This is a genomic window from Pseudomonas sp. SA195, assembly GCF_054131565.1.
The window spans coordinates 2,606,679-2,629,934 of sequence record NZ_CP096392.1 but is presented as its reverse complement, the minus strand read 5'-3'; the positions used below and the strand labels follow the sequence as shown (position 1 = coordinate 2,629,934).

Genomic DNA, 23,256 nt, shown 5'->3' with positions numbered 1-23,256 from the left:
CAGCGAGCACGGCAGCCTGGAAGACATGATCGATTCGATCATCGAGGGAACGATCGCTCCAGCGTCCGTCGTTTCCAATCAATGATGCGGCTCATCCAGATACGCGGTGCTGCGCGGCGCAGCGCCGGGGCGGCGCGAATACAGGCGTGACAAGGGTGCTGCCGACACGCCGTGGACCATGATCGAAGCGAAGATCAATGCGCTCGCAGCGTGCCAGTAGAGCGGATCATGCAGGTGACTGTGCGCGAGCGCTGAGTAGTAGATCGCGGCGATGCCAATGGGCCCGAACCAACCGAGATAGAGCGAGTCCCGGGTGTTCAGTGTGTCTCGCCACGCCGGCGAAAGCAGCAGTAATACCGGCAGCCTGCGCAGCAGCAGGATCAGCACCGCGAGTGTCAGCAGCGGCCAGCTTAGAACAGCCCACTCGTGTAAAGGCAGGGCGATGCCGAAGAGTACGAACATGGGCAATGTAAAGAGCTTGGCTACCGCTTCCTGAATATTTTCCTCTTCATGCTCTTCACGCTTGTTGCTGGCCAGATTGAAAGCCAGCCCGGCAGCGAATACGGCCAGCACCCCGTCGGTCTGGATGAGCTTGGCGAGGCCTAGTGTTAGTAACGAGAAGGCTACGGTGTAGCCAAGTAAAGAAGTGCTGGCGACCAGCTTCTTGCGCTCAGCGAACCTGAGCGCCCTGGCCGCGATGAAGCCCACTATTGTGCCTAGCAGCGCAGCGCCGCAAATGCCGATCAGTACTGAGTCGACCAGCCAGTGCGACCAGGCCTCGTCTGGTGCATGGCTGAGCATGAGTATTGGCAGCATGGCGAACCCGTAGGCCAAACCATCATTCGCACCGGATTCGGCCGAAAGGGTGGTGCGCAGGCGCAGCGGCAGATGCTTCTTGGCGAACTGGCCGGTGACGATCGAACTCGCTACCACCGGATCGGTCGGCGTGATCGCTGCGCCCAATAGCAGAGCTGCCCACAGCGACAAGCCCAGCAGCCAGCCGACCAGTACCGAAGACGCCACCCACATACCGAGCATGCCGAGTATTAGCAGCAGGACGACAGGTCTGAGCATGGCCTTCAACGCGCCACGCTCGAGTCGCAACGCGACGCCCATCAAACCGATCGCCAGTGTTAACCGTGCGGCTTGTTCGAGAATGGTCAGCGGCTCGCCCCAACGCGCCAGGTCCAGCCAACCGAGGCCATGGGGGCCAACGGCTAGCCCGACCAGTACCGCGAGGGCGGGTTCGGAAATCGGGCTGCGCTTGATCAGTGCCGAGAGCAGCGCAATGCAGACGGCGACGGCGCCCATTACGGCAAGTGCAACGTTGAGCTGGGTCATCGACACTCCTGTTCGGTGAGTTACCTCACTTGGGAGTGATCTGTGCTGCAAAATGTTTCCGTCGTCGCCCTAAGCATTACGCAACAGCTCGAACAGGCGGTCTGATCTAGCTGCCCGCGCGCTTCATGCATGCCAGGTGGCGGTCGTTCACACGGTTGGCGAACCAGGCAGTGGTCAGGTTGCGGGTGATCTTCGGGCTTTCCAGGCGAATCCCCGGCAGCACCGCGCGCGGGAGCGGTTTGCCAGCGCGTTTTTCAGCCAGTTCGAAGACGCGTTCATACAGCCGCGTTTTCTCGAAGCCCTCGGTATCTCCACGCACCAACGCGTTGCGGATGGCGGTCTCGCTCATGTCCAGCTTGGTGGCGAGTGACCGTACCGCCGTTTCCGTCTGGCCGACCTTGCTGCTGCCATGGATGATCAGATCGCCGTCGAGCGCGAGCTTCCGGCCGCTGGCGCGCGCCACGGCATTCTGGAAGGCCGCGTTGCGGCTGGCGTACCAGCCGGCGTTGAAATCGGCGAAGCGGTAGAGCACGCGGTCGTAGCTGGCCGGGTAGTCGAGCAGGTGGGCGATGCCGAAGAACATGCCACCGCGACGCGTAAATACCTCTTCACGGATCGTGCCCTCACGGGAATAGGGGTAGTCCCGTGCGCGAGACTCGGCGAAGGCGATGCTGACCTGCATCGGGCCGCCCGTTTTGACCGGGTTGAACGTGCCGAACAACTGCTTGCCCAGCGGCACGATACTGACGAAATCGTCGAAAATGGCGCTCAGCTGGCTTTCGTTACGCACCGCCGAAAGCCGCTCGTTGTAAGTCTTGCCGGTCGGTGATTGCACATCCAGTGCGGCATTTACCACGAAACGCGGGACATGGATCCGCGCGGCCCGGCGATAGATCTCCTCGCGCGCGATCTTCGCCAGGCCCGGTACCGGCGGAGTGGCCTGGAAAGTGGATTCCTGCACCGTCACCGCCAGTACGGCGCAGATATTTTCGTTGTTGGCGGGTATGTCCAGCGTATCGAAGGCGGTGTAGATGTCCTGGGCCCATCCCTGGCGATCCGGGATATTGCTCGGTATCAGGCGGACTATTTTCGCCTTCACCTCGTCAGGGCGCGGCGCGGGCGGACCAGGCGGCTGGGTGCTGCACCCGGCTAGCGTCAGCATTAGCAAGGCGGCGAGGGCGGTTGTGTGCCGACGCACTGCGTGAGCGTCGATGCGAATACGGCGAATCGAAGAGCTGAGAATCATGCGGACCTGAGCGTGAGCAATCGTTGTGCTTCGGACATTACAACAGGCGACGCCGTTCTGTGCCGCCGTGGCGGGAACTTGCCTTGCGTACGTGGGCCGAATCGAGGCGGACACCTTTCCTGCAGCCGCACCATCGAACGAGCATCGACCATGAGCGAACCACATTTCGACATCCGCCGACTCGAGCGCTACGACAGCACCACACGCGAGTACCTGCTCGCCATCATCACTGACGAAGACCACGCCTCCCAGGTCGAACTGGGCGATGGCGAGATCGGCTGGCAGTCGACGTTGCGCCATGACCGCCTGCATCGTGAGATCGACCCGCACTCGGGCCAGCCGCGTTATCGCTTCGAGGATATTCCCGAGCACGCCGGCGGTGAATTTCAGTTGGTGAGCCTGATCGCCGAAGGCGGGCGCGGCGCGGAGTTCTCGGAGCTCGCGATGTTCGGCAAGCGGTTGGTGACCTTTGACGACCGTACCGGGCTGGTCTGTGAAATCCGCGACCAGAATCAGCTCATCCCTCGCAACATCCTCATGACGGGCAGCGGCGACGAGGCCTTCAAAGGCTTCAAGAGCGAATGGGCAACGCTTTATCACGACCGTTTGATCGTCGGCAGTCATGGCAAGCGGCCCACCGAGGAATGGGTGAAGTTGCTGGACCGGCACTACGGCGTGCAGAGCGTTGATTGGTCCGAGCGCTACCAGCGTATTCGCGAAGCCTTGGGCGTCGGACCGGACGGATACGTCATCCACGAGGCGGTGGAATGGCATCCATATCGGCGCGAGTGGTTGTTCTTCCCTCGCAAGATTTCCACGGCGCCGTTCGACGAGGCTGTGGACGAGCGCGAGCGCGGCGGCAACACGTTGATCATCGCGAGCGAGCACTTCAACGAGATCCGTACGCTGGAGGTAGGCGAGCGGATTCCGGAGCGCGGCGTGTCATCGTTCAAGATCCTGCCGGGCCACCCTGATGAATGCGTCGGGCTGAAAAGCGTGGAGATTGGCGAGCGGACCGAAAGCTACCTGTTCTGCTTCAACCTCGACGGCAAGGTGCTACAGGAAGACCTGTTCATTGGGGACTACAAGTGCGAAGGGCTGGAGATTCTCTGATAGCGAAGGGAACACCAAAGAGCGAACGGCGAAGGCCTCGATTTCAGCTAACCTGACAGGCCGTAAAGCATCGCCAGGGTTTGACCATGCGCCAGGCAAGAGCAAGCACTCCGTCTAACAAGGCGGACTCCAGTTTCTGGCGCGACTCGGCGCTGCCCTTCATCGAGTCGCGCACCGTGCTGGACGGTCGTCGTGTCTGCTACGCACGGCACAGCCACGACACCTTCTCAATCGGCCTGATCGACAGCGGCGCCAGCACCTACCTCAACGGTGATCATCTTTGCCGGATCGAGGCGGGCACCCTGGTGTTGATGAACCCGGGCGACGTGCATGCGTGCAACCCCATCCAGAACCAGCCTTGGGCGTACCGCATGCTCTATGTGGATGCCGCCTGGATCGCGGAGCTTCAAGACGCGCTGGGCATGCCCGGAGCAGGCTTTCGTCGCTTCGCCCCGATCCTCACGCGCGACGAGCCGTTGCAGGCCGGGTTTCGCCGGCTGCACAGGGAGCTGACCGATCCGCATGCCGATTCGCTACGCAAGCAGGGCGAGGCCGTCGCGTTTTTCACCCTGCTACATGAACGCCTGGTGGTGCAGCCTCGAATCGACAGCCACGCTACGAAGCTGCAGCGCGCTGCCGAATTCATCGCCGACAACTATCAGCGCCCACTCCGGCTCGAGGAGATCAGCCAGGCCGTAGCGGTATCCCCTTCGAGCCTGATCCGGGGCTTCAAGAAACAGTTCGGCATGACGCCGCACGCTTACCTGACCAACCGACGTGTGCAATTCGCGCGCGCCGAGTTGCGTCGGGGGCGGCCCATTGCCGAAGCCGCTTTGGCAGCCGGCTTCGCGGACCAGGCGCATCTGCAACGTGCCTTCAAGCACCTGCTGGCCGCGACACCAGGCCACTACCGCAACGTGCCGCGTGCTCAGGCTTAGCCCACCGATCACTCGCTCACGAGCAGATAAAGCGCGCAGGCAACCAGCAGCAGCGCCATCAGCCAGTTGAACGCGCGTACCCGCCGCGGCTCGCTCAGGTGGTGCCGCAGAAAGGTCCCTGCATAGGCCCAGCAGGCAAGCGAGGCGTAGCAGATAACGAAGTAGATCGCCGCAAAGCGCCAGACGGCCATCGCGTCATCACCCGCGGCGAACAGCCCCATGCCGGCGACCGACGCCAGCCACGCCTTGGGGTTGAGCCATTGCATCGCCGCACCTTGCAGCAGGGTCGGCTGCACGGCCGCGCCGTTGGTATCCAGCCGACCCTCATCGCGCATGAGGCGCCAGGCCATGTACAGCAGGAAGGCGACGCCCGCCAGGCGAATCGATTCGGTCAACCAGGGCCAGCGCGCCAGCAACTGGTCCAACCCCAGGCCAATCGCCAGCAACAGCAGGGTGAAGCCCAGCGTGCCCCCGCTGACGTGGCGCAGGGCAGGCCGCATGCCGAATTGGGCGCCGGCACTGAGCGCGACGATGTTGACCGGGCCGGGCGTGATAGATGAGGCCAGCGCGAACGTGGCCATGGAAAGCAGCAGGCTCATCGAAGCTCCTTGTGTTCTCAATGACAGGAGCGACGATAGGAATTGGCCTCGCGGCGGTATTGAAGAAAATGCGCGTTGTTGGATTACCAGCGGAGCAGGCGCGGGCCGAGCAGGGCGCCGATGAGCGCAGGCACGGCCATGCCGAGCACGTACCAGACGGCCCAGAACGCAACGCTCATCTCCGGACAGTGCAGGCTGTAGACCAGCGTCGCGGTCGAGCTCGCCAGCAGGCCGCCGGCCGCACCGGCAAGACGCGGGCGGGTCGGTGCCAGGCCCCGAATAGCCCAGAACACGCAGAAGAACGTCGGAATCGAGAGCAGCGCGATGTTCACCGGGCAAACCCGCCAGGTTTCGCCGAATACCAAGAGTTGCCTGCTGCCCGACGGGACGCTTATCAACAAGCCCAGCGCGGCCAGCCAGATGGCCGTCAAGGGCGTGGCGATGGCCGCCCAGCTGGCCCCTACCGCCATGCCAGGGCGGGCCAGCCGCGTCGTTATCCATAGGCTGCCCGCGAGCAACGAGGCAGGAAACGCGAGCTTGAGCCAGAACAACGGGGTGACAGCGACCTCGGCGAGATCAGGACGGATGCCCAGAAACATCAGCAGCGCCAGCACGCCCAGTAACAAGCCAGCCGCAATGGCGAAGGTGAAGCGCCGGGCAACGATCCGCCGGTCTACCGCCGGGGCGTTGCTGGCGAGCATGTCGATCAACTCGTGCGTGTTCATCGGGAACCTCCAATCAGAGCGGCCAGTGCTTTCAGGCCACGGTGGACGCCGACTTTGACCGCGGACGTCGAAAGCCCAGTGCGCCGGGCGGTTTCCTCCACCGACAAGCCCTGCAGCTTGACGTGCAGGATCGGCAGGCGCTGCTTGTCCGGTAAGCGTTCCAGCAGCTTGGACAGGTCGCGCTGAGCCTGTTCAGCCTGCTGATCCTCATCGGAGAACAGCTCGGCCTGGTCATCCAGCGGGTCGTGCAGCGCCTCGTGCCGGGCATGAGCGCGGAAATGGTCCATCAGCTTGTAGCGCGCGATGGCCTGCACCCATGCCGTCAGGGGCTGGTCGGCGCGGTAGGTGTGCCGCGCATTGTGGACCGCGAGCAGGGCTTCTTGCAGCAAGTCCTCGACGGCTGCCGTCTGCAGGCGTCGCCGAAGGAAGCTGCGCAGATGCGCGCCGAGCAACGTGAGGAATTGCCGGTAGGCCGCTGCATCGCCGTCGAGCCCCTGCAGGAACAGGCGCTGCAGATGCGCCTCGCGCGCCTTCAGCGCCTCATGACTGGTAGTTCGTTCCATCGGTTGCCCTGGTTACACGAGGGTAAAGAATCGATGTAGCGCCTGTTTGCGCCAGGCAGCAGCGGCCCGGGCGCGCCGCTACGTTAGGGCGGCCTCATTTAAATCTCAAAATTTTTTTCACGCCGCTGTAACCGGCATCGCAGCGCCGGCGAATTACTGGTCGAGCTGCCGGCAAGACCGCAGGCGGCCAAATTACCTTAGGAGAATAACCATGAAGACTCTCGCCCTTGCCGCTGCAGCCGTTGCCCTTGCGTCCATCGCCGCTGGCGCCACCGCCGACGACAAGAAGGAAGGCGCCATGGAAAAATGCTACGGCGTCTCGCTTGCCGGCCAGAATGATTGCAAGGCCGGCGCCGGCACCAGTTGTGCCGGCACCTCCAAGATGGATTACCAGGGCAACGCCTGGAAGCACGTTCCCGCCGGCACTTGCACCTCAATCAAAACACCCAACGGCATGGGTTCGCTGACCCCGATCGAATCCTGACAAGAGGCGCTGTCATGAGCATGCGAGTCGATCTGGGTGCGGGCCTTGGGCTCAAGCCCGAGCATTACGAGGCAGCGCATACCTGTGCTGCTTCGGGGATCTGGTTCGAGGTGCACCCGGAGAACTACATGCTCGGCGGCGGGCCGCGCCTGGCCTGGCTGGAGGCGATCGCCGATCGCCATCCGGTCTCGCTGCACGGTGTGTCGCTGTCGCTGGCAGCCGATTGCGCGCCAGACGTGGCCCAGCTGCAACGTTTCGCGGCGCTGGTCGAGCGGGTTCGACCGGCGCTGGTGTCCGAACACCTCGCCTGGTCCGCCTGGCGAGGCCAGTACCACCCCGATCTGCTGCCGTTCCCGCGGACCGGGGCGGCGCTGCGGCGCCTCGTCGACAACGTCCAGCGCACGCAGGACGCGCTTGGGCGAGCGATTGCGGTGGAGAACCCCAGCCATTACCTGCAAATCGAGCATGACTGGGATGAAATCGACTTTCTAGGTGAGCTGGCGCGCCGCAGCGGCTGCGGCTTGCTGCTGGACGTCAACAATGTGCATGTCAGCGCGCACAACCTGGGTTTCGACGCGGCCGGTTACATCGACCGCTTCCCAGGCAACCTCGTCACGGAGGTGCACCTGGCCGGACACAGTATCGATAGCCTGCAATCCGGGTTATTGATCGATTCGCACGATGCGCCGGTGGCCGATGCGATCTGGGCGCTCTACGCGCGGCTGATCCACCGCATCGGCGCGCGGCCGACCCTGATCGAGCGCGATGACCGCGTGCCGGCCTTCGCCGAATTGCTGGTCGAGCGCGACCGTGCGCAGCAGCTGCTTGATCGCAGGCGGGCGGCATGAAGACATCACTCACCGCGTTTCAGGATGCGTTCGTGGCCGCGCTCCAGGGTAGCGGTCCGGACTCGAGTGGCGGCTGGCTGCGTGCGCTCACCGCACAGCCGGGCTTTGCGGTATACCGCAACACCGTCCTCAAGGGCTGTGTGGATGCATTGAGAGCGAACTTTCCCACCGTAGAGCGGCTGGTCGGCTCCGATTGGATGGCTGCAGCGGCGGCCGCCTATGCCTGGCAATCGCCGCCAACCCGCCCGCAGCTGATCGACTACGGCGAGGGATTCGCCAACTTTCTGCAGCGTTTCGAGCCGGCCCGGCCGCTGCCTTATCTGGCCGAGGTTGCACACCTCGATCGGCTCTGGCTCGAAGCGTTCGCTGCTGCAGAGCAACCTCGGTTGACGTTGCAGGCGCTCAGCACGATGTCGCCGCTGCAATTGGCCGGGTTGCGTCTGGCGCCCTGCGCCGCAGCGCGCTGGCATTGGTCCCCGCTGCCGGCATCCACGCTGTGGCGCTGCAACCGCGAGGCTGTCGATCTGCCGGATCCGTTGCCGTGGCAGGCAGAGGGCACGCTGATCTGCCGGCGCGGCGGCGTCATCCACTGTTGGGCGCTGAGCCAGGGCGGCTGCGCCTTTCTCGACGCGTGCGCAACTGGCCTTTCCCTCGACGCCGCCTCGGCCGCAGCGCTCGAGGTCGAGCCGATGCTGGATTTCAACGAGTTGCTGGCAGTGCTCTTCGCGGCCAACGTTTTCACCGATCACGGACCACGACAGACAGGAGACGACCATGACTAGCCTGAATCCCCCGGCGCCGACCCTCGCGGCGCGCTGGCACCACTGGAACCGACTCGCGGCCTGGCTGCAGCGGCTCATCAGCGATTCCACCCTGAGCCTGGTGGCGCGCCTGGCAATTGCCGTGGTGTTTTTTTATTCCGGGCGGACCAAAGTCAGCGGCCTGCTTACGCTCAAGCCGAGTACCTATAGCCTGTTCGAAACCGAGTACGCAGTGCCGCTGCTGTCGCCTCATCTGGCCGCGCACTTAGCAACCTACGCCGAACATCTGTTTCCGCTGTTGCTGGTGCTCGGCCTGCTGACCCGGTTGTCCGCCTTCGCGCTGCTGATCATGACGCTCGTGATCCAGATCTTCGTCTACCCTGACGCCTGGCCGACGCACCTGACCTGGGTTGGCTTGATGCTGGTCGTGATCGGCCGCGGTGCCGGTCGCTGGTCTGCCGATAGGCTGTTGGGCATTCGCTGAAAAGGCTCCCACGGCAGCCAAACTTGGCCGGCGCAGGGCAGTCCAAGGTGCTCAAGCCTGGCGTCGCTACGCCTGTGGCGAATCTACCAAAGGGAGACTTGATGGCTTCTATCGACCTGCTGATCAGTGACTGCGACGGCGTGATCGTCGACAGCGAAATCATCAGCCACCGTGTGCTGTTCGAGGCTTTGAGCCTGCACGTGCCGGCCGAGCGCCTGCACGAGGCGCTGGAAGGCACGTTCGGCCTCACCGTGCCAAGCATCATCGACCTGATCGAAAAGCGCTTTGGCCTGAACCTGCCCGAGACCTTCGACAGCGACCTGCGCCTGCAGTCAGAAAAAGTCGTGGCCGACGAAGTGCAGGCGATTCCAGGCGTGCGCGAGGCGCTGATGGCCATCGACCTGCCGCTCGCAGTAGCGTCCAACAGCCGGTTGCACAATGTCGAATCCTCGCTGCGGCGCGCCGGCCTGACCGAGCGGGTTGCCGGTCATATCTTCTGTGCCGAGATGGTCGCCTCGCCTAAACCGGCACCGGACGTCTATCTGTTGGCGGCTGAGCGCATGGGCGTAGCGCCGGGCCGGTGTCTGGTCATCGAGGATAGCCCGACCGGCGTGCTGGCCGCGCGGACCGCAGGGATGCAAGTCATCGGTTTTACCGGGGCGAGCCACATTCCAGAGGGGCATGACCAGGCGCTACGCGAACTGGGCGTGACCGCTGTGATCAGTCGGATGCAAGATTTGCCGGCGCTGGTGAATCAACTGGCTGGCTTAGCGGAATAGGGTGGGCGAAACCTTACTTTTCCTTTACCTAGCGCTCACACGAAGCTGACTTTCGTTCGCGTAGAGTCTCGGACAGGCTGACGGAACAGCCCGCTCCCCCTTGGTGGGTCCGCCATGTCCGGCTTGGCCTCTGGCCGCTGGGCATGGCCGCCCGCTGTTTTTAGGTTCAGGTTGCGGGTACGGGCCGCTCCAGCGATAGCACACTCAACATACGTCGGGAGACAAAATCACCATGTTACTTCGCAGCAAGTTCCTGGCGGTCGTGACAGGCGTCGCACTGTTCGGGCAGACGCTCGTCGCTCACGCCGATCTACCGGATTTCACCCCGCTGGTCGAAGACGCTTCGCCGGCGGTGGTCAACATCAGCACCAAACAGAACGCACCCGTTCGCGGCGCCGCGCAGATGCCCGACCTGGAAGGCATCCCGCCCCAGTTCCGTGAATTCTTCGAGCGTGGTTTGCCGCGCCAGCCGGATCGCCAGCGCGAGGCGCAGTCGCTGGGCTCGGGCTTCATCATTTCCAAGGATGGTTACGTCCTGACTAACAACCATGTCGTCGAGAACGCCGACGAAATCATGGTTCGCCTGCCTGACCGCAGCGAACTGCAGGCCGAGCTCGTCGGCGCGGACCCACGCAGCGACGTCGCCCTGCTGAAGATCAAGGCCGACGAAGACCTGCCGACCGTCAAGCTCGGAAAGTCCGACGACCTCAAGGCCGGTGAGTGGGTCGTGGCGATCGGTTCGCCGTTCGGCTTCGACCACACCGTGACCGCTGGTGTGGTGAGCGCGACCGGCCGGACGCTTCCCAACGAGAGCTACGTGCCCTTCATTCAGACGGATGTGGCGATCAACCCCGGCAACTCCGGTGGCCCGCTGTTCAACCTCGACGGCGAAGTCGTGGGTATCAACTCGCAAATCTTCACGCGGTCGGGCGGCTTCATGGGGCTGTCATTCGCCATTCCGATCGATGTCGCCATGGACGTGGCCAACCAGCTGCGTGACGAGGGCAAGGTCAGCCGCGGCTGGCTTGGCGTGGTGATCCAGGAGGTCAACAAGGACCTGGCCGAGTCCTTCGGCCTCGAGCGTCCGGCTGGTGCGCTGGTCGCCCAGGTGCTCGATGGCAGCCCGGCCGCCAAGGGTGGCCTGCAGGTCGGCGACGTGATCCTGAGCCTGAATGGCAATTCCATCGATATGTCCGGTGATCTACCGCACCGGGTCGGCGGGATGAAGCCGGGCGACACGGCCAAACTCGAAGTGGTCCGCGATGGCAGCCGGCGCACGGTGAACATCACGATCGGCGCGCTGCCGGATGATGACGCCCAACTGGTCGCCGGTGGTTCGGGTGGCTCGTCGGCGAGCAGCAATCGACTCGGGGTAACCGTCGGTGGGCTGTCCGACGAGCAGAAAAAAAGCCTCGAGGTCGAGAGTGGTGTGGTGGTGCGTGACGTGAGCAATGGCCCGGCGGCGCTGATCGGCCTGCGCCCCGGCGACGTGATCACTCACCTGAACAACCAGGCCATCGACAGCGTGAAGACCTTCACCAACATCGCTGAGAAGCTGCCCAAGAACCGCTCGGTGTCGATGCGGGTGCTGCGTGAAGGGCGCGCCAGCTTCATCACCTTCAAGCTGCCGAATTGATCGCGGCGCTGCATGACGTAAGGGCTGGCGCCAGGTTGGCCCTTCGATGAAGCGAAGCCCCACCTTGCGGTGGGGCTTTTTCTTTTGCGGCGGGCGGGATTCGCACCAGTCGTCGTACTTGCGCAAGGGTGTTCAGAAACACAATCTTCCGACCCCGCGAATCGCTTAAGCTAGCCGTCGCGTTTTCCCGCCAGCAGTCCGAGGATGCGCACCCTCTACCTTGCGGCCCGGATAAATCAGGCAGGTCTCTATCTTGAATCAGGCAAGGCGGGCCACTCTGGCGCGCTCCGTATCCTTGCGTAGCCGGCTGATCGCGATCGCGGTCGCCGGCATCCTGCCGTTGGCGCTGGTGGCCGGGCTGGGCATGCTGTCGATCGTCAACGAGCAGAAACGGCTGGCCGAGAAACGCAGCCTTGAGACCACACGGCTTGCAGCGACTGCCGTGGAAGTAGAGTTGAGCCGGTCGCTCAACGTGCTCCAGGCGCTGTCCCAATCCCCGCTGCTCGATGAAGGCAACCTCGACAGCTTCGCCGATATGGTCCGTCGCGTACTGCCCTCGCTACCGAGCTGGCACGCCATGCTGATCATTGACCCGGACGGCCGCGTGCTTCGCCGCGTGTCGCTCCATGCCCCCTCCACCTCGCAGGATCTGGCCGAACCAGGCAGCTTTACCAGCCTGCTGGCGAGCCATGAGCCGCAAGTTGGCAGCATGGGGCGCGGGCCGAGCGGCACCTGGGGCATACCGCTGCGGGTGTTGGTCGATGTGGAAGGGGAGACGCGCTACATACTCACCGCCGTGCTCAAGCCTCAATCGATCGCCGACGTGATCAACAACCGCCGGTTACCCACGGGCTGGGTCAACACCGTGCTCGATGCCAACGGCGTGCGCATCGCCCGCTCCCTGCGCCACGAGGAGACTTTAGGTGGTCCGGCGTCGCCCCTGCTGCAGAAGCTGTTACGCGACAACCCGAATGAAGAAGGGATGGGGCTTTCCGCATCGGTGGAAGGGGAAGGGCTTTACACCTCGTTCGTGCGGCTGAAGCCGTCTGGCTGGGTGGTGGCGACCGGCATTCCCACCAGCGTAGTGGAGGCTGGAGCGATGCGGGCTTACACGCTGTACGGCGGCGGCCTGCTGTTATCGCTCATGTTCGCCGTGGCGGCTGCACTGTTCGCGACGCGGCGGATCAATGTGCCGATGCGCCAGCTGCGCCGCGCGGCGCAAGCCATCGGCAGCGGCCGCGCGGTCGAGGCACCGGCAAGCGAGATCGAAGAAATCCAGGAGGTTGGCCAGGCGCTGGCCAACGCAGCGGCGGCCCGGCAGGCCAGTGAGGCGGAGCGCGACAGCATGTTGTCGCGGCTGGAACTGGCTCAGCAGGACCTGACGCAGCAGGTCAGCGACCTTGAGCACTTGCAGGCGCTGAGCAACCGGCTGCTGCAGATGCCCGCGCTCGAAGAACAGTTGCAGGCGATCATCGACACCCTCTGCACCTTGCACGGCGCCGCGCACGGCCTGCTGGCACTGAGCGACGGTACGACGCCGCTGCGCATTCATGCCTCGCGGGGATTCTCCATCGAGTCGCTGGCGCTGATGGACAACGTCTCGCCTGGGCTGGGCGCTTGTGGCGCGGCGGTGCAGAGCGGCACCCGGGTGGTCGTGATCGACACCGAGACTGATCCCTGCTTCCGGGATTTCGTCTCGGTTTCGCGCCGCGAGGGCTTCCGCTCGGTACACAGCACGCCGATCCGACACAGCGATCACCGCGTGCTGGGCACCTTGACCGTGCAACTCCGCGATGCCCGTCCGCCCACCCAGCGGGAAATCCGCCTGGCCGACGTTGCGGCCGGCCTGGCAGCGGTGTTCATCGATCGCGCGCGGGCGCAAAGCAAGGCCGGCATGTTCGAGCAGCGGCTACAGGTCGCGCTGGATTCGTCCACGGTGCCTTTCGCCATCTTGTCGCCGCTCGTTCAGGGCCACCAGGCACCTGACGATTTCCGCCTGGACTTCATCAATCCGACCGGTGCAGCCAGCCTGCACGGCAGCGTGGCCGAACTCACCGGGCAGCATTTGCGCGATGTGCTCGGTCCAGGCGCCAACCCGCAAGCGCTGTCGACCTTGCTGGATGTGTATCGCCTGCAGCAGCCGCGTGACCTGGAAATGCGCAGCACCGCGTTCGGCGGCGAGCGCTGGGTGCGGCTGGTTGCGACACCGTTCGACGAGAGCGTCGCTGTCTGGTTTGCCGACGTCACCGAGGCCAAGCAGCAGGAGCAGGCCATCCGTGAAGCTGGCCGCCGCAAGGATGAATTTCTCGCCACCCTGGCACACGAGCTGCGCAATCCTCTGGCGCCGATTCGCCTGGCGGCGGGGCTGTTCGGCTCGCCGTCCGCCACTGAAGCGCAGAAGCTGCGCAGCCAGCAGATCATCGAACGGCAGGTGCGCCACATGGCCCTGTTGCTCGATGACCTGTTCGATATTTCGCGTATCACGCTGGGCAAGCTGGTGCTGCGCAAGGACTGGCTCGACCTGCGCAGCGTGGTCGAGGCCGCCGTCGAAACCGCTCGTGCGAAGATCGAGGCGAAGCGGCACGCGCTGACGGTGATGCTTCCCCCCGCGCCGGTCATGCTCGAGGCTGACGCGCTGCGGCTGGAGCAGATACTGACGAATCTGCTGAACAATGCGGCGAAGTTCACACCCGACGGCGGCAGCATCAGTGTCACGGTTACGCTGGCAGCGGGGCGGGTACGGGTGACGGTGGCCGACAACGGCCTGGGGGTGGCTCGCGAGCACCTCGGCCTGATTTTCGAACGCTTCGCTCAGGTGCCGGTTAGCGAAGGGCAGGTCAATACGGGGCTTGGTATTGGCCTGGCGCTGGCGCAGGGGCTGGCGAAGTTGCACGAGGCCGACATTCAGGTGACCAGCGAGGGGTTGGGCAAGGGCGCGGCGTTCAGTCTTGAGCTCCCGTTGCCGCCTGTGACTTCGTTCGCCGGGTTGGAACAGGCCGTGGCGGTACCTACTCACGTCAGCAGGTGCGTGCTGGTCGCCGATGACAATCGCGACATTGCCGAAACCATGGCTGAAGTTCTGCGGCTCGAGGGGCACGAAGTGCACCTGGCCCACGATGGCGTGCAGGCCTTGGAGCGCTACCGTGAGCTCAAACCGGACGTGGTGCTGCTGGACATCGGCATGCCGGGCCTGCGAGGCGACGAGGTGGCGCGGGCCATCCGCGAGCAGGATGCCGAGGTTCGCTTGCTGGCGATCACCGGCTGGGGCCAGCCTAGCGACAAAGAGCGCGCTTTGTCGGCAGGCTTCGACGAGCACATGACCAAACCGGTCGACATCGCGTTATTGATCGAGGCGGTAGGGCGCTGAGCACCGTTGATCGTGGCCGTCCACGACATACTGCTGGCGTAAACGGGGACCTTTCTGGCAGGCTGCCTGCCTAAGCGAAAGCTGCTGTCACCTGCTGACGGCACAGGCGTGACATCGGGAGAGACCGCGACGGCCAGGCCGTTCGTGGCGCCGAAGGAGCAACCGCCCCGGAAACTCTCAGGCAAAAGGACCGGTGTCGCGGGTGAACTCTGAAGAGCGTAGGGCCGTCGTCGCCCGTCGCACCGAAGGAGCAAGCGAGCCCTGCTCGTGAATCTCTCAGGTCCAGGACAGAGGGGGCGCCTGATCCGCATGTTGCGGACGGGCTAAACCCTTGACGTCTTGGAGCTGCACCCATGAAGCATATTGCCGTCATCGGTGGTGGAATCACCGGCATTACCACCTCTTACGCGCTGGCCAAACGCGGATTCGCTGTCACGCTGTTCGAAAAGCATCGCTACGCGGCGATGGAAACTTCTTTCGCCAACGGCGGCCAGTTGTCGGCCTCCAATGCCGAGGTATGGACGCACTGGTCGACCATTCTCAAGGGGCTCAAGTGGATGCTCCGCAGCGATGCGCCGCTGTTGGTCAATCCCAAGCCAAGCTGGCACAAGCTGTCCTGGTTTTCCGAGTTCATCGGCGCCATCCCTCAGTACCGGCAGAACACGGTCGAAACCGCCCGCCTGGCCATTGCGGCGCGCGAACATCTGTTTGCGTGGGCTGAGGAGGAGGGCATTGATTTCGACCTGAAGAAGGCTGGAATCCTGCACATCTACCGCGACAAGGCCGGCTTCGAGCACGCCGGCCAGGTGTCCCGGCTGCTTGCCGAAGGCGGCCTGCCTCGCCGCAGCGTGACGCCAGAGGAAATGCGCGCCATCGAACCGACCCTGGCCGGGCACTACTACGGCGGCTACTACACCGAATGCGACTCGACGGGTGACATCCACAAGTTCACCCATGGCCTGGCGGAGGCTGCGATCCGGCTCGGTGTCGATTGTCGCTACGGTCAGGACGTGGTGAAGGTGGATACCGATGGCCACGGCGCCGGCGTGACCCTCGCGTCGGCCCATGGCGAAGAGCGGCTGGCTTTCGATGGCATCGTGATCTGTGCAGGCACGGCCAGCCGGGCGCTAGCCGCACAACTGGGGGATCGGGTGAACATCTACCCGGTGAAGGGCTATTCCATCACCGTCAACCTGCAGGACGAGGCCAGTCGCGCTGCCGCGCCCACCGTTAGCCTGCTCGACGACGAAACCAAGCTGGTCACCAGCCGTCTTGGCGACGACCGCCTGCGGGTGGCGGGAACTGCCGAATTCAATGGCTACAACCGCGACATCCGCGCAGACCGGATTCGGCCCCTGGTGGATTGGGTCGCCGAGTGCTTCCCCGGCGTAAGCACCCGCAGTGTGGTGCCCTGGGCTGGCTTGCGACCGATGATGCCGAACATGATGCCGAAGGTCGGGCGCGGCCGTTCACCTTGCGTGTTCTACAACACCGGCCATGGGCATCTGGGCTGGACGCTGTGCGCCATCACGGCGGATATGATCGGTTCGGTGGTCGGCGAGGCGATGGGCGAGTCAATGAGCGTCGTTGCAGGGCCGGCCCACGCCTGATCGTCCGCGCTGTAGGTTGCGGGGTTGCGCCGCGACCTACAGGCGTTTCGCGCATTTGCACCTCTCCCTCGCCCCTATCTCTAGGGGTGAGGAGATGGGGCGGTGCCGGGCTTCAGACTCAGGCGCCGTTGCCGTCGATCAGGGCGGCGATGGCCTGCAGCAAGGCGGCCTGGGTAAAGGGTTTGGCCAGCAGAGGCAGATTTTCCGCGGCCGTGCCAGGTGCGATGGCGGCATAGCCGCTAACCAGCAACACCGGCATCGCCGGGTGCCGCTCACGCACTTCCAGGGCCAGTTGCGCGCCGGTCATTCGCGGCATGGCGTGGTCAGTGACGAGCAGGTCGAATGACGCCTCTGCGAGCCGTTCGAGCGCCTGTGCAGCGGATTGAGCGGTGGTGACCCGATGGCCCTGGTCGCGCAGCATCTCGGCAGTGTTGGCGAGCACCAGTGCATCGTCGTCCACGGCCAGGATATTGAGCAGCGCCGTGTCGCTGCGAGGTGCGGGGCTATCCATAAGGGGCGATTCGATCAGGGCGTCGTGCATGGCCGGTAGCCAGATCTGGGCCGTCGTGCCGACCCCCGGTTCGCTGCGCAGCACCAGCTTGCCGCCAGACTGTTCGGCGAAGCCATGAACGATCGATAACCCGAGACCGGTGCCCCGGCCGACGCCCTTGGTGGTGTAGAACGGCTCGGTGGCGCGCTTGAGCGTGACGGCGTCCATGCCTTCGCCTTCGTCGGAGACGGCCAGGCACAGATAGGTGCCGGGCTTCAGGCCGTATCGGCCATCGATCCGCTCGCTGTGCGCGCTGATGATCACGCGCCCCTGGCCGCCAATCGCATCGCGCGCATTCAGCACCAGATTGAGCAAGGCGGTCTGCAGTTGGTTGGGGTCCGCCTCGATCATCGGCAGGCGCGACTCGACCTGCGCCTCAATGGCTACGGTGGGGTCGAGCGAGCGGGCGAGCAGTTCAGTCATCTCCTCGATCAAGGCCCGCGGCTGGATGGGTTCGGCAAGTAGGTCCTGCTTGCGGGCGAAAGCAAGCATGCGGCGCGTCAGCGATGCGCCTCGGTCGGCGCCGATACGTGCGTTGTCGATCAGGCGTAGCAGTGGGGAGCCGTCCGGCACCCGTTTGCGCAACAGCTCCAGATTGCCGAGCACGGCGGTCAGCAGGTTATTGAAATCATGCGCGATGCCGCCGGTGAGGTTGCCCAGGGCTTCTATTTTTTGGGCCTGTTGAAGCGCTTGCTCGGCCTCTACCCGCGCAGTGCTGTCCACCGCTTCGGGGACGATCCCGACCACCAGCCCATCCTCGTCGAGCACCGGGCGGATCGAGAAATCGAACGAGTGGGTACCGCCTGGCAAGTGCAGCTGCATGTCGAGGTTGTCGCTGCCGCCCATGGCCGCGGTCATCACGCAGCGCTGCAGGGTCGCCTGCATGCCGGGCGTGGCGCTGAACCATGGCGCTTCCCAGAAGGGCAGGCCGATCACGTCATCAGGTACCGCGCCGGCGCCGGCCAGGGAGGTTGGGTTCGCATAGACGATGCGGCCGTCGCTGCCCAACAGCCACTGGTACAGGTGCGAACTGGCGGCGACGGTCCGGATCTGCGCTTCGCTCTGGGCGAGCGCGGCGGTCCGCTCGGCTACCTGACGTTCCAATTCGCGGCGAAAGCGTTGTTCGGCCAAGCGTACCTCCGCCTCCGAGCGCACCCTCTCGATGTGCGCCCAGGAGCGCTCGGTAACTTCGGTCAGCAGGGCCAACTCTTCGGCCTTCCATACCCGTGGCAGCTGGTCGTGCACAGCCATCAGTGCGGTCAAGCGGCCTTCTTTGGTCAACGGCATGCAGACGGTCGCGGCCAGGCCGAGGGACTGAAAGGTCGCGGCTTCGTGAGGCGGTAGCTGACGTGCGGTGTCGTTGAGCACCAGCGGTCGCCCAGCCTGTAGATTGGCGACAGCAAGCCTGCCGAAGTCGGCGAGGCGATAGTGCCCGACGATGTCTTGCGCGCAGGGTGCGGCCCAGTTTCCGCGAATGGTGAATCCGTCCTGGTCGGCGTCCATGTCGGCATAGGCGCAGACCGAAACGTTCATGTGCTCGCCCAGCTTTTGGGTGGTGATAGCCAGCACGGTATCGGCATCGGTGCTGGCGGCCGTGGCCTTGCCCAGCGCATAAAGAAATTGCATGCGGCGCTCGGCCAGCGCTCGCTGGGTAACGTCGTGGCCTTCCATGAAGATGCCGCTGACGCTTCCGTCGCGGCCGATGACCGGCTGGAAGACGAAGTCCAGGATGAAGCTTTCCTCGGCTTCGCCAGCGGTGTGCTGGATCGTCAGTTCGACCGAGTTGCCGACATAGGCGACTCCCGTCCGATAGACCTCATCGAGCAGCTCGATGAAACCCTGGCGGGCGATTTCCGGCAGGGCTTCACGTACCGACCGGCCAATCAGGTCCCGGTTGCCGACCAGGTTGGCATACGCCGGGTTGGCCATCTCATAGCGGTGTTCAGGGCCACCGAGCATCGCCATAATGCCCGGCGCCTGCTCGAACAGGTGGGTGAGCCGGTCCTTCTCGGCGAGCAGATGCCGCTCGGCCCTGACGCGTTCGCTGGTCTCCACGACGAAGGCGATGACGCCCGCCGGCCGCCCGGTCTCGTCCAGCACGGGCGAGTAGTCGAGGTTCATCCACACCTGTTCCGGACGGCCGTTGCGGTGCAGCGTGAGCTCCTGATCTTTGTAGGCGAGCGTGCCGCCAGCCAGGCAGACGCGCATGACGTTGTCGTTGAAGTCGGCGACTTCGGGCCAGCCCAGGCGCACCTCTGAGCCCAGAAGGCGTGGATGCCGGCCGGCGGCGAACACCGAATAGGCGTCGTTGTAGAGCATGATGCCTTTCTCGCCCCAGAGCAGCACGATGGGCACCGGCGACAGGAGCAACATGGCGGTGACGGTCTTGAGGCTTTGCGGCCACTGGTCCGGCGGGCCCAGTTCGGTTTGCGACCAATCATGCGCGCGTATCAGCTCACCCAGTTCGCCTCCCCTGGAAAAGGCGGCGGGGCTGAGCACTTCATGCGCGGCACTCGGCTGTGTGGTCATCTAGAAATCATTCCGGCTGGGTTGTGCGTTGCTGGCAATTGGTCGCCAGTCTATGCCGTCCCGCGTGATGCCGGGGCGAAACAGCTGAGGAAGGCCCATGAAGCGGTTGGATCACCGCCATGGCACAAAGTTGGATGGGGCGACGCAGGCTGTGCGCGCCGTCACGTCAGTCGTCGCGGGTGAGCACTTCGAGCAGTTCGATTTCGAAGATCAGGTTCGCGTTCGGCTCGATGCGGTCACCGATTCGGCGCTCGCCATAGGCCAGGTGCGCCGGCACGAAGAGCTTGCGTCTGCCGCCGACCTTCATTCCCATCAGGCCGATGTCCCAACCTTTTATGACGCGCCCTGTACCGATCACGCACTGAAAGGGTTTGCCGCGCTCGTAGGACGAGTCGAACACGGTGCCGTCCTCCAGCTGGCCGCGGTACTGGGTGGTGATCAAGGCGCCTTTGACAACGGCCTTGCCGTCGCCGAGCTGGAGGTCCTCGATGTGCAAGTCGTCATGCATGAAGCGATTCTTCAATAGGGGTGGCCCGGGCAGCATGCGCCGCGCCGATCGATGGGCCGCCCATGATACGCGAGCGATGATCAGTGCGCGTCGAGCTGGTCGTCCCAGTCGTGGTGCTTTTTCACGTAGGCGGCAATGAATTCGCAAATCGGTACGATGCGCTTGCCTTCGGTCCGCGTGTCGTCCAGGGCGCCGCGCACGAGGGTGCTGCCCATGCCTTTGCCTTCTAGGCTGGGGTCTACCTCGGTATGGGTGAACAGCCGTCGCTCGCCCTCGTCGCGGTAGGCGGCGAGGCCCAATGGCTGGCCATTGACCTCGAGTACGTAGCGTTGTTGCTGGCTGTCGTGGCGTACGGTTGCGGTCATACAGGTCTCCTCAGGCCGCGTGCTTGGCGGCGGTGATTTCAGGTGTCGAGCGAATCGACCCGTGCCTTGCCCATCTCGATCCCGCGGGCGAGGGCTTCGTCATAGCTGGGGTAATGGCGGCTGTGATCGGCCTCGACCGGGGCCACGATTTCCAGATCCCTGACAATTTCGGCACCCACTGCCCAGAGGGTTTCGCCAAAGGTTTCGTACTCATAGCCGGTGAGGTGAACGATCACGTCGTACCCCTTGTAGACCAGCCGATGGCTATGCGGGATCTGGTGATTGCTGCCGGCGGGAATGTGCGCCGGCGCGTCGAAGTAGGGCTGTTCGGCGTCCGGTTTGACTGCCTTGCTCATCAATGGGCCTCCCGATGGTTGTCGTGCGGCGCTGCTGCCTGGCTGATCCAGCAGGCCACTAGCTTGGGCCCGGCATCGGCCTGCATCGTTCCATCGGTGCGGCACCGTCCAGCGCGTGCAGCGACCCTAGACCGAAGTAGTGGCCGTTCAGATCGCAAGTCGCATGGTGCGCGCCGGGCCTCTGCTTAGCATGGAGGGAGCGTGGCGGGGCCCGGTGTCGGTTCGGCCCGCTTCATTCTCGACTGCCCGCGGGAGGTTCGATGATTCCTTGCGCCCGCCTGGTGATGCAGGTGCTGCTCCTGGTTGCGCTGTTGGCCAGCCCGGCGGCGTTTGCCGAGGCGCTCGAGCCGCAAATCCAGGCGCTGTTTCCCAAGGCGACACGCATCGAACCCAAGCAGGACGAGCCGCCCGTTCATGCCGTCTACCAGCTCGATGAGCTGCTGGGGTACGCGTTCGAATCGACGGACTACTCCAACCTTCAGGGTTTTTCCGGCAAACCGATCCGCTTGCTGATCGGCCTGGATACCGCCGGTGTGCTGGCCGGCGTACGGGTACTGGAACACCACGAGCCGGTATTTCTGCATGGGCTGGGCGAGCAGTCGCTGTTCGACTTCGTCGATCAGTACCGGCAGAAGTCCATCGGCGCGCCCATCGTGGTCGGTGGCGAACAGGGCGCGGCGGGCGAGGGCGGTTCGGTGACCCGCATCGACGGGGTGAGCAAGGCGACCGTGTCGGTGGTGATCCTTAACGAGACGGTGCTGCTCTCGGCCCTGAGCGTGGCGCGCAAGCTGCTGGAAGGTTTCGCCAGCGGCCCGTTGGCAACCGCGCGCGCAGACATCTACGAGCCACTTGACTGGGCCGCGCTGCTCGATCGCGGTTACGTGCAGCGTTGGACGATCAACCGCGAGGCGGTCGAGCAAGCCATCGGCCAGCCGCTCGAAGGCTTCCAGAATCTTGAGGCGGACAGCGACGAGGCGGTCTTCAGTGACATCCATTTCGCCTACCTGAACGCCCCCAGCATCGGTCGCAACCTGCTGGGCGACGCCGGTTTTGCCCGGCTCGGCGAAGAATTGAAAGACGGCGAGCAGGCGCTGCTGGTGCTTTCTTCGGGCCTGTACCGCCATGTACCGGATGACTTCGTTCCGGCGACCGCGCCCAGCCGGTTGGTGCTGGTGCAGAACGATCATGCCATCGAGCTGCATGACATGAATTTCAACAGCGGCGCCGTTAGGGCGCTGCTCGACGCGCCGCTCGGAGAAGACGTCGTGGCGAACGTATTCAGGATCAAGGCACACAATGCATTCAACCCCGCGGCGCCAGCCGGCCTGCAGCTGAACGTCGACCTGCAGCGCAACCACCTGGTGCACAGCAATGCCGCGTTTATCCGGCACTTCCAGCTCGACCCCGACCTGTTCGAGGTCCAGGCGGCTCCGGTCGACGCCGAACCGACGCCCATCTGGCTGCGCATGTGGCAGGAACGATGGTGGCAGGTGGTGCTGGTCGTGCTGGCCCTGGCGGCGCTGACCTGGACGTTTATTCGCCAGCACCGGATTAGCCGGCACAGCCGCGGCTTTCATCTGTTTCGCGCCGCGTTCCTGGTGTTCACGCTGGTGTTCATCGGGCTTTATGCGCAGGGGCAGCTGTCGGTGGTGAACATTTTCACGCTGCTGCTGGCGCTCTGGCACGGCTTCGACATCCGGGTGTTCCTCATGGACCCGGTGATCTTCATTCTCTGGAGCTTCACATTCGTCAGCCTGTTTCTCTGGGGGCGTGGGCTGTTCTGTGGCTGGCTGTGCCCGTTCGGCGCGCTGCAGGAGATGCTCGGTTGGGGCGCCAAGCGCCTGCGCATTCGACAATGGAAGATTCCGGATCGCCTGCACCAACGGCTGCAATGGCTCAAATACCTGATTCTGGTTGCGCTGGTGCCGCTGGCCTTCCATTCACTGACCCTGGCCGAGCGGCTGGCCGAGGTGGAGCCATTCAAGACCAGCATCACGCTGTTTTTCGTGCGCGCCTGGCCCTTCGTGCTTTATGCCGTTGTGCTGCTCGGACTCGGGCTATTTGTGCACAAGTTTTATTGCCGCTATGTCTGCCCGCTGGGCGCCGGCTTGGCGATTCTAGGACGGTTGCGGCTGTTCTCCTGGCTGACGCGCATCGACGCCTGCGGGCGACCGTGTCAGCACTGCAAGAACAGCTGCGAGATCGGGGCGATCAAGCGCGACGGGCGCATCGACTATGACGAATGCATCCAATGCCTGGAGTGCATCGTCATGCTCAACAACGACGATCAGTGCGTAGCCCGCATCAGCGCGCGCAAGAAGGCCAGCAAGGGGCGCGACGCTGATCTCATCGCCACCGATGCAACCGTCGTGCGGCCAGCGCTGCACTGAGCCGGTTGCGCATGACTGCGCGGTTCTGCGAATTCACACAGGCGCTGTGCATGGGCGCCTCTTG

Annotated in this window: 20 protein-coding genes and 2 riboswitches; of the genes, 11 read left to right on the top strand and 9 right to left on the bottom strand. The window is 64.2% G+C overall.

Annotated features, from left to right (window positions below; genetic code table 11):
- Positions 1–78: 78 nt before the first annotated feature.
- Together M1D78_RS12050 and M1D78_RS12045 are read right to left on the bottom strand one after the other, a co-directional pair.
- On the bottom strand, positions 79–1,341 hold the full coding sequence (locus tag M1D78_RS12050) for a cation:proton antiporter domain-containing protein (RefSeq protein ID WP_437422779.1): 1,263 nt from the start codon (positions 1,339–1,341) through the stop codon (positions 79–81).
- Positions 1,342–1,447: 106 nt separating this feature from the next.
- Complete coding sequence (locus M1D78_RS12045; RefSeq protein ID WP_437422838.1) at positions 1,448–2,503, bottom strand: DUF1615 domain-containing protein; 1,056 nt, start codon at positions 2,501–2,503, stop codon at positions 1,448–1,450.
- Between the two features lie 234 nt (positions 2,504–2,737).
- Between M1D78_RS12045 and M1D78_RS12040 the strand changes: the two genes are divergently transcribed.
- Both M1D78_RS12040 and M1D78_RS12035 read left to right on the top strand, forming a co-directional pair.
- Complete coding sequence (locus M1D78_RS12040) at positions 2,738–3,700, top strand: hypothetical protein (protein ID WP_437422780.1); 963 nt, start codon at positions 2,738–2,740, stop codon at positions 3,698–3,700.
- 86 nt (positions 3,701–3,786) lie between these two features.
- On the top strand, positions 3,787–4,638 hold the full coding sequence (locus M1D78_RS12035; RefSeq protein WP_437422781.1) for an AraC family transcriptional regulator: 852 nt from the start codon (positions 3,787–3,789) through the stop codon (positions 4,636–4,638).
- A gap of 8 nt (positions 4,639–4,646) precedes the next feature.
- Here M1D78_RS12035 and M1D78_RS12030 read toward each other — a convergent pair whose 3' ends face one another.
- From M1D78_RS12030 to M1D78_RS12020, 3 genes are all read right to left on the bottom strand, one after another.
- Entirely contained in the window at positions 4,647–5,237 is a 591-nt protein-coding gene (locus M1D78_RS12030; protein WP_437422782.1) for a LysE family translocator, read from the bottom strand.
- 83 nt (positions 5,238–5,320) lie between these two features.
- On the bottom strand, positions 5,321–5,962 hold the full coding sequence (locus tag M1D78_RS12025; RefSeq protein ID WP_437422783.1) for a DUF1109 domain-containing protein: 642 nt from the start codon (positions 5,960–5,962) through the stop codon (positions 5,321–5,323).
- Complete coding sequence (locus tag M1D78_RS12020) at positions 5,959–6,525, bottom strand: sigma-70 family RNA polymerase sigma factor (RefSeq protein ID WP_437422784.1); 567 nt, start codon at positions 6,523–6,525, stop codon at positions 5,959–5,961. Before M1D78_RS12020 ends, M1D78_RS12025 begins: the two co-directional genes overlap by 4 nt.
- Before the next feature lie 211 nt (positions 6,526–6,736).
- Between M1D78_RS12020 and M1D78_RS12015 the strand changes: the two genes are divergently transcribed.
- The 8 genes from M1D78_RS12015 to M1D78_RS11980 all read left to right on the top strand — a co-directional run bounded on the left by M1D78_RS12015 (position 6,737) and on the right by M1D78_RS11980 (position 16,494).
- Positions 6,737–7,009: a BufA1 family periplasmic bufferin-type metallophore gene (locus tag M1D78_RS12015; protein ID WP_437422785.1), complete on the top strand. Its 273-nt coding sequence runs from the start codon at positions 6,737–6,739 to the stop codon at positions 7,007–7,009.
- A gap of 14 nt (positions 7,010–7,023) precedes the next feature.
- Positions 7,024–7,857 (top strand): MNIO family bufferin maturase, encoded by an 834-nt coding sequence (bufB, locus tag M1D78_RS12010; RefSeq protein ID WP_437422786.1) that lies wholly within the window; start codon positions 7,024–7,026, stop codon positions 7,855–7,857.
- Entirely contained in the window at positions 7,854–8,639 is a 786-nt protein-coding gene (locus M1D78_RS12005; RefSeq protein WP_437422787.1) for an HvfC/BufC family peptide modification chaperone, read from the top strand. Before bufB ends, M1D78_RS12005 begins: the two co-directional genes overlap by 4 nt.
- Positions 8,632–9,102: a DoxX family protein gene (locus M1D78_RS12000; RefSeq protein ID WP_437422788.1), complete on the top strand. Its 471-nt coding sequence runs from the start codon at positions 8,632–8,634 to the stop codon at positions 9,100–9,102. Before M1D78_RS12005 ends, M1D78_RS12000 begins: the two co-directional genes overlap by 8 nt.
- 101 nt (positions 9,103–9,203) lie before the next feature.
- Positions 9,204–9,881: an HAD family hydrolase gene (locus M1D78_RS11995; RefSeq protein WP_437422789.1), complete on the top strand. Its 678-nt coding sequence runs from the start codon at positions 9,204–9,206 to the stop codon at positions 9,879–9,881.
- A 232-nt stretch (positions 9,882–10,113) separates the two neighbouring features.
- Complete coding sequence (locus M1D78_RS11990; protein WP_437422790.1) at positions 10,114–11,517, top strand: DegQ family serine endoprotease; 1,404 nt, start codon at positions 10,114–10,116, stop codon at positions 11,515–11,517.
- 253 nt (positions 11,518–11,770) lie between these two features.
- Positions 11,771–14,884, top strand: a complete 3,114-nt coding sequence (locus M1D78_RS11985; protein ID WP_437422791.1) for a hybrid sensor histidine kinase/response regulator — start codon at positions 11,771–11,773, stop codon at positions 14,882–14,884.
- 105 nt (positions 14,885–14,989) lie between these two features.
- A riboswitch (glycine riboswitch) is annotated at positions 14,990–15,087 on the top strand.
- A gap of 4 nt (positions 15,088–15,091) precedes the next feature.
- Positions 15,092–15,177, top strand: a riboswitch (glycine riboswitch).
- A 60-nt stretch (positions 15,178–15,237) separates the two neighbouring features.
- Positions 15,238–16,494 (top strand): D-amino acid dehydrogenase, encoded by a 1,257-nt coding sequence (locus M1D78_RS11980; RefSeq protein WP_437422792.1) that lies wholly within the window; start codon positions 15,238–15,240, stop codon positions 16,492–16,494.
- Positions 16,495–16,612: 118 nt separating this feature from the next.
- Here M1D78_RS11980 and M1D78_RS11975 read toward each other — a convergent pair whose 3' ends face one another.
- The 4 genes from M1D78_RS11975 to M1D78_RS11960 all read right to left on the bottom strand — a co-directional run bounded on the left by M1D78_RS11975 (position 16,613) and on the right by M1D78_RS11960 (position 20,802).
- Positions 16,613–19,573 (bottom strand): PAS domain-containing protein, encoded by a 2,961-nt coding sequence (locus M1D78_RS11975; protein ID WP_437422793.1) that lies wholly within the window; start codon positions 19,571–19,573, stop codon positions 16,613–16,615.
- Positions 19,574–19,739: 166 nt separating this feature from the next.
- Positions 19,740–20,081: an FKBP-type peptidyl-prolyl cis-trans isomerase gene (locus M1D78_RS11970; protein ID WP_437422794.1), complete on the bottom strand. Its 342-nt coding sequence runs from the start codon at positions 20,079–20,081 to the stop codon at positions 19,740–19,742.
- An 80-nt stretch (positions 20,082–20,161) separates the two neighbouring features.
- A complete protein-coding gene (locus M1D78_RS11965) occupies positions 20,162–20,446 on the bottom strand; it encodes a GNAT family N-acetyltransferase (RefSeq protein ID WP_457932811.1) in 285 nt (94 codons plus the stop codon).
- Between the two features lie 38 nt (positions 20,447–20,484).
- Positions 20,485–20,802 (bottom strand): hypothetical protein, encoded by a 318-nt coding sequence (locus M1D78_RS11960; protein ID WP_437422795.1) that lies wholly within the window; start codon positions 20,800–20,802, stop codon positions 20,485–20,487.
- Positions 20,803–21,062: 260 nt separating this feature from the next.
- Between M1D78_RS11960 and M1D78_RS11955 the strand changes: the two genes are divergently transcribed.
- A complete protein-coding gene (locus M1D78_RS11955) occupies positions 21,063–23,192 on the top strand; it encodes a 4Fe-4S binding protein (RefSeq protein WP_437422796.1) in 2,130 nt (709 codons plus the stop codon).
- The last annotated feature ends 64 nt before the right edge of the window (positions 23,193–23,256 follow it).

Coding starts and splice junctions, on each gene's coding strand:
- bufB (WP_437422786.1), top strand. CDS start 7,024: ATGAGCATGCGAGTCGATCTGGGTGCGGGCCTTGGGCTCAAGCCCGAG.
- M1D78_RS12015 (WP_437422785.1), top strand. CDS start 6,737: ATGAAGACTCTCGCCCTTGCCGCTGCAGCCGTTGCCCTTGCGTCCATC.
- M1D78_RS12025 (WP_437422783.1), bottom strand. CDS start 5,962: ATGAACACGCACGAGTTGATCGACATGCTCGCCAGCAACGCCCCGGCG.
- M1D78_RS12020 (WP_437422784.1), bottom strand. CDS start 6,525: ATGGAACGAACTACCAGTCATGAGGCGCTGAAGGCGCGCGAGGCGCAT.
- M1D78_RS11965 (WP_457932811.1), bottom strand. CDS start 20,446: ATGACCGCAACCGTACGCCACGACAGCCAGCAACAACGCTACGTACTC.
- M1D78_RS11980 (WP_437422792.1), top strand. CDS start 15,238: ATGAAGCATATTGCCGTCATCGGTGGTGGAATCACCGGCATTACCACC.
- M1D78_RS11960 (WP_437422795.1), bottom strand. CDS start 20,802: ATGAGCAAGGCAGTCAAACCGGACGCCGAACAGCCCTACTTCGACGCG.
- M1D78_RS11975 (WP_437422793.1), bottom strand. CDS start 19,573: ATGACCACACAGCCGAGTGCCGCGCATGAAGTGCTCAGCCCCGCCGCC.
- M1D78_RS12005 (WP_437422787.1), top strand. CDS start 7,854: ATGAAGACATCACTCACCGCGTTTCAGGATGCGTTCGTGGCCGCGCTC.
- M1D78_RS12050 (WP_437422779.1), bottom strand. CDS start 1,341: ATGACCCAGCTCAACGTTGCACTTGCCGTAATGGGCGCCGTCGCCGTC.
- M1D78_RS12035 (WP_437422781.1), top strand. CDS start 3,787: ATGCGCCAGGCAAGAGCAAGCACTCCGTCTAACAAGGCGGACTCCAGT.
- M1D78_RS12000 (WP_437422788.1), top strand. CDS start 8,632: ATGACTAGCCTGAATCCCCCGGCGCCGACCCTCGCGGCGCGCTGGCAC.
- M1D78_RS12030 (WP_437422782.1), bottom strand. CDS start 5,237: ATGAGCCTGCTGCTTTCCATGGCCACGTTCGCGCTGGCCTCATCTATC.
- M1D78_RS11995 (WP_437422789.1), top strand. CDS start 9,204: ATGGCTTCTATCGACCTGCTGATCAGTGACTGCGACGGCGTGATCGTC.
- M1D78_RS12045 (WP_437422838.1), bottom strand. CDS start 2,503: ATGCTGACGCTAGCCGGGTGCAGCACCCAGCCGCCTGGTCCGCCCGCG.
- M1D78_RS11970 (WP_437422794.1), bottom strand. CDS start 20,081: ATGCATGACGACTTGCACATCGAGGACCTCCAGCTCGGCGACGGCAAG.
- M1D78_RS12040 (WP_437422780.1), top strand. CDS start 2,738: ATGAGCGAACCACATTTCGACATCCGCCGACTCGAGCGCTACGACAGC.
- M1D78_RS11990 (WP_437422790.1), top strand. CDS start 10,114: ATGTTACTTCGCAGCAAGTTCCTGGCGGTCGTGACAGGCGTCGCACTG.
- M1D78_RS11955 (WP_437422796.1), top strand. CDS start 21,063: ATGATTCCTTGCGCCCGCCTGGTGATGCAGGTGCTGCTCCTGGTTGCG.